4 protein-coding genes and 1 pseudogene are annotated in these 4,884 nt (G+C 44.5%); all 5 read left to right on the forward strand.

What is annotated here, in order from left to right; all coding sequences use genetic code 11:
- Positions 1 to 393 (forward strand): annotated as a pseudogene (locus EA341_RS10710) (amidohydrolase); the annotation flags it as partial.
- A gap of 15 nt (positions 394 to 408) precedes the next feature.
- Positions 409 to 1,791, forward strand: a complete 1,383-nt coding sequence (locus EA341_RS10715) for an amidohydrolase family protein (RefSeq protein ID WP_293014006.1) — start codon at positions 409 to 411, stop codon at positions 1,789 to 1,791.
- Positions 1,792 to 1,814: 23 nt separating this feature from the next.
- The gene (locus EA341_RS10720) at positions 1,815 to 3,116 is read left to right on the forward strand and encodes an amidohydrolase family protein (protein WP_293014009.1); all 1,302 of its coding nucleotides are present in this window, start codon (positions 1,815 to 1,817) and stop codon (positions 3,114 to 3,116) included.
- Between the two features lie 65 nt (positions 3,117 to 3,181).
- Positions 3,182 to 4,372 (forward strand): C40 family peptidase, encoded by a 1,191-nt coding sequence (locus EA341_RS10725; protein WP_293014011.1) that lies wholly within the window; start codon positions 3,182 to 3,184, stop codon positions 4,370 to 4,372.
- Between the two features lie 11 nt (positions 4,373 to 4,383).
- On the forward strand, positions 4,384 to 4,704 hold the full coding sequence (locus EA341_RS10730; protein WP_293014014.1) for a heavy metal-binding domain-containing protein: 321 nt from the start codon (positions 4,384 to 4,386) through the stop codon (positions 4,702 to 4,704).
- Positions 4,705 to 4,884: the final 180 nt, after the last annotated feature.

The following is a 4,884-nucleotide window of genomic DNA, read 5'->3' on the forward strand; positions in this document are numbered from 1 at the left end:
GATGGGTATATTTTCGATTACGATACGAGTAAAAAGAAAAAAGGCGGTGATGAAGAGGCTACTGTAGAAATAGCTGGCACATGGGAATACGTTTCAGATACCCCCGCAGGAAGTTCAAATGGCAAAATGGAAATCAAAAAAGAGGGTGAGCGCTATACAGGCACAATAACATACGATAACCCTGCCGGCAGCGGCAAGGCCAGTTCTGAGATGAAGGACATCAATATTTCCGGCAATTACCTGACTTTTTCTTTTGACGTATCTGCCGGAGGAATGGCCATAGATGTTGCCGTTAGTGGAGACATACTGGGAGAGGAATTTTCAGGAAATATGAGTTTGGGAGATTTTGGCAGCTACCCACTGAATGCCACCAAATCACCAAATCGTCAATAATAACATCCAAAATTTATGAAAAAGATACACATATTATATACGGGACTTTTGATGATGGTTTGCCTGATGGCAGAGGCCCAAACCCCCAAAGGGAATGTCTTGATCAAAAATGCCACGGTGCTGACCGTTACCAATGGTACCTTGGAAAACACCGATGTATTGGTAGAAAATGGCGTCATCAAAAGGATTGGGACTAATCTTAGTGCTTCCAATGTTGAAACCATAGATGCAAGTGGCAAGTATTTGATGCCGGGAATCATTGATGCCCACTCACATGTGGCACTTGATGCTGTCAATGAGGCTACCTCTCCTATTACTTCAGAAGTAAAAATGGCTGATGTGGTAAATCCGTACGATATAGGACTTTACAGGGCATTGGCCGGAGGTGTTACGGTTTCACATGCCATGCATGGTTCCGCCAATGCTATTGGTGGAGAAAATATTACTTTGAAGCACAGATATGGGTCAGGAAACCCCGAAGATTTATACATGAAGGAGGCTCCAAGAACGATCAAGTTTGCCCTAGGTGAAAACCCTACAAGGGTACATGGTAGGGGAAATGGCAACCAGCCACGTACGAGAATGGGCGTAGAGGCTGTGATCCGCAATGGGTTCAACGAGGCCATCCAATACCAGAAAGCCTGGAAGGCATATGATGAAGCAAAAAAGGTAAAAGGGGCAACTCCTATTCCTCCGAAATATGATACCAGGCTTCAAACCTTGGCTGACATCCTGGATGGCAAAGTGATTATCCACTGCCATTCCTACCGGGCCGATGAGATCTATGCTTTGATCAATACCTGCCGTGAATTTGGGATTACCAATATCGTATTCTCTCATGTCAATGAAGGATTCAAAGTTGCTCCTGAATTGGCAGAGTATACCATGGGAGCATCCGTATTCGCAGATTGGTGGGCTTATAAATTTGAGGTGTATTACTCCACAGCTTACAATGCTGCCATCCTTACCGAAAACGGTGTAATCACTTCCATCAATTCAGATTCGGGTGAACTGATCCGTCACTTATACCATGAAGCTGGCAAGGCCCAGCGCTATGGAGAATTGGACGATGAGCAAACCTTGGCCTTGATCACCATCAACCCGGCGAAACAACTGGGAATTGCTGAAAAAGTAGGTTCCATAGAAGAAGGCAAGCAAGCAGATCTGGTAATTTTCGACGAACATCCCTTGTCTGTCTATGCCATACCGCAGATGACATTTGTAGATGGTGTCAAGTATTTTGATATCAATGACGACATGGATGACATGAGATTGAAGGTAAGTGCGGCAGAGACAGTTGAGCCGATTTTCCTCAAAGAACATGACCACAAGTGCATGCACGGCGTGGATTTCTATTTCACCAATTTTGGAAGAAACTTATTTGATCACGGGCACTAATGCTGGAAAACAAGGAATTAAAGATGAAGAAGATATATAAATTACTCTATACCCTCACCATATTGCTCTTGCCAGTGATGGCACAGGCACAATTTGACGGTGAGTTTATCAAGCCCAGGAATGGCAAGTTTTTACTTCAAAATGCCACCATTGTTACCGTGACCAATGGCACGATAGAAAATGGCAGTGTGTTGATCGAAAATGGTAAAATATCGGCAGTAGGCAGAAATGTGTCGCCTGGAGATGCAGAAGTGATAGATTGTAGTGGACATTACATATACCCGGGTATGTTTGACGGAGGAAGCAGGCTTGGCTTGGTAGAAGTAGGTTCACTCGCAGAAACACAGGATTATGCTGAGGTTGGGTCCGTAAGCCCCAATATGCAGGCCATTGTGGCGGTCAACCCGAATTCAGTGGCTATTCCAGTCACCAGGGTATCAGGAGTAACCACTACCCTGGCAGTACCTTCAGGAGGTCTCTTTCCTGGCACAGCCGCCTTGATCAATCTGAATGGCTACACTTCCGATCAGATGTATGCAGGATTCAAGGGTGTGGTGCTCAATTTCCCTTCCTCAGCCAGAAGAAGTACCTGGGACAGAAGGAGTGATGAAGACATCAAGAAAGAATCAGAAACTGCCCAAAAAACCCTCAATGAAATCTGGGGCAGGGCAGTGAATTACCATAAACTCAAATCCGCTGGGGCCGAACTTCAGTTTTATCCGGAAATGGAACAATTGGCCAAAGTCATCGCCGGTGAGTTACCTTTGTTGGTAGAGGTAAATGCAGCAGCTGATATTGAAGCAGCTATAGAATGGATACAATCAAAAGAAGTCAATGCCATCCTGACCGGAGTAGCTGAAGGTTGGAGGGTTGCAGAAAAAATAGCTGAGGCTAAACTCCCCGTGGTGGTAGGCCCAATGCTTTCTATACCTACAAGGCAGTCTGACAGGTTTGATGCTGCTTATACCAACCCAGGTAAAATGGCCAAAGCAGGTGTCAAGGTTGTCATCAGGACGAATGATGCCGAAAACACCCGTAACCTGCCTTTCAATGCCGGCTTTGCAGCAGCTTATGGTATGGGCAAAGAAGAAGCTTTGAAAGCTGTTACCATAAATGCTGCCGAAGTCTTTGGTGTGGCCGATAAAATGGGAAGTATAGAAGAAGGAAAGGATGCCACTTTATTTGTGTCAACTGGAGATCCCTTCGAAACCAAGACCCAAATCAGGCATGTATTTATTGATGGGTACCGTGTCCCTATGAGTAATAGGCATATTAAGTTGTACCAGGAATTTTTGGAAAGGTCACCAGGCTTGGAAAAAAATTAAAACTCTCTTAAGTTTGACCACAGCTAAACCGGCTGTGGTTTTTTTTATATCCAAAAAGAGGAATTATGCGCATTTCGAAACCGGCTCTATATTATTTTACTTGCCTGATGCTTGCATTTACAGGCTTTTTCTCCTGTCAGGAAAAAAACAGCCATGCTGACATTGAAGCCCTTATTCAGGAAATCAAGGAAGCCTATGCTCCGGACAAAAGGGTGGCCCTATGGGATGTCAATATAGAAGGCAATCAAATTTCCGGAGAAACTGATCAGGCGGAAGCTTTGGAAAAATTCAGGCTGGCCCTTCAGGAAAAAGAATATGCAGGAGAAGAATCCATCACCCTACTCCCCCATGCTGATTTGGAAGAAAAGAATCAGGCAGTAGTCACCATTTCAGTCGCCAATATCCGAAGTGCTCCCAAGCATTCCGCTGAATTGGCTACGCAGGCGCTTATGGGGACACCTGTCAAAGTATTGAAACAAGATGGTGGCTGGTACCTTATACAGACACCCGATGCCTATATTTCCTGGGTAGATGCCGCAGGCATAGCCCTGATGGATGCCAGTTCATTTCAAGAGTGGCAGTCTTCAGAAAAGATCATTTTCACCCAACTTAATGGGTTTGTTTACGAGAATGAGTCAAAAGACTCCTGGGTAAGCGACATGGTGGCCGGCAATATATTGGAAGTAATTGAAAAACGAGGTCAGTGGGTAGCAGTCAGGCTTCCCGATGGGAGAAAAGGCTTGGTTCTGGCTTCGGATGTAATGGACTTTGAGGCTTGGAAAAACAGCAGAAATTTAAGTGCCGAAAACCTGATTCAAACCGCCAAATCCATGATGGGCAGCCCCTATTTATGGGGTGGAACCTCTATCAAAGGAATAGATTGCAGTGGGTTTACCAAAACCATCTTTTACCTCAATGGGCAGGTGATTCCACGTGATGCCTCCCAACAGATACATGAGGGTGAATTGGTGGATGACAGCAAGGACTGGAGCAATTTAGAAGTCGGCGATCTATTGTTTTTCGGAGAAAAAGCCACTGCTGATAAAAAGGAAAGGATTGTCCATGTAGGCATGTGGATTGGGGATAATACCTTTATCCATTCTAGGGGATTGGTCCGCATCAGCAGTTTTGATGAAGACAGTCCTTATTATGATGAGTACGAACTCAACCGCTATTTGAGAACCAAGAGGGTTGTCGGTAAGGAAAACCCCAATATCAACAGTGTAGAAAGCTCCTTACTTTTTCCTAAAATTTAAACTATAACATTATGATCGTAAGTACTACACCACAACTAGAAGGTTTTAAAATCACAAGTTATCTCGGAGTTGTCTCTGGGGAGACCATCATTGGAGCTAATGTATTCAAGGACTTTTTTGCCAGCATCACAGACATTGTAGGTGGTCGTGCAGGAGCTTATGAAAGGGTGCTTAGGGAAGCCAAGGCTACAGCCATGTCTGAGATGGAAATGCAGGCTCGGAGTTTTGGGGCCAATGCTGTAGTTGGCATTGATCTCGATTATGAAACTATCCGTGAAGGGATGTTGATGGTGACTGCCTCAGGGACTGCTGTGAAGGTGGAGAAGATTTAGGGATTAGGGTTGGGGATTTGGGATTTACGAGGGGCAGAGGGATAATTTGTTAAAAGTTAAATGTTAAAGGTAGGGGCAGAGGGATTTTTGGGGTGGTTTGATGGATTGAGGATTGATGATGGGTTTAATTGATTAATTGTTTAATTGATTAACTGAATTGGGGATTGGTAAAGGTTAAAA

The organism is Mongoliibacter sp. (genome assembly GCF_007692705.1).
In the GTDB taxonomy this organism is placed as follows: domain Bacteria; phylum Bacteroidota; class Bacteroidia; order Cytophagales; family Cyclobacteriaceae; genus Mongoliibacter.

Bases quoted from the DNA above. Each gene is read 5' to 3' on its own strand.
- EA341_RS10715 (WP_293014006.1), top strand. From the start codon at position 409: ATGAAAAAGATACACATATTATATACGGGACTTTTGATGATGGTTTGC.
- EA341_RS10725 (WP_293014011.1), top strand. From the start codon at position 3,182: ATGCGCATTTCGAAACCGGCTCTATATTATTTTACTTGCCTGATGCTT.
- EA341_RS10720 (WP_293014009.1), top strand. From the start codon at position 1,815: ATGAAGAAGATATATAAATTACTCTATACCCTCACCATATTGCTCTTG.
- EA341_RS10730 (WP_293014014.1), top strand. From the start codon at position 4,384: ATGATCGTAAGTACTACACCACAACTAGAAGGTTTTAAAATCACAAGT.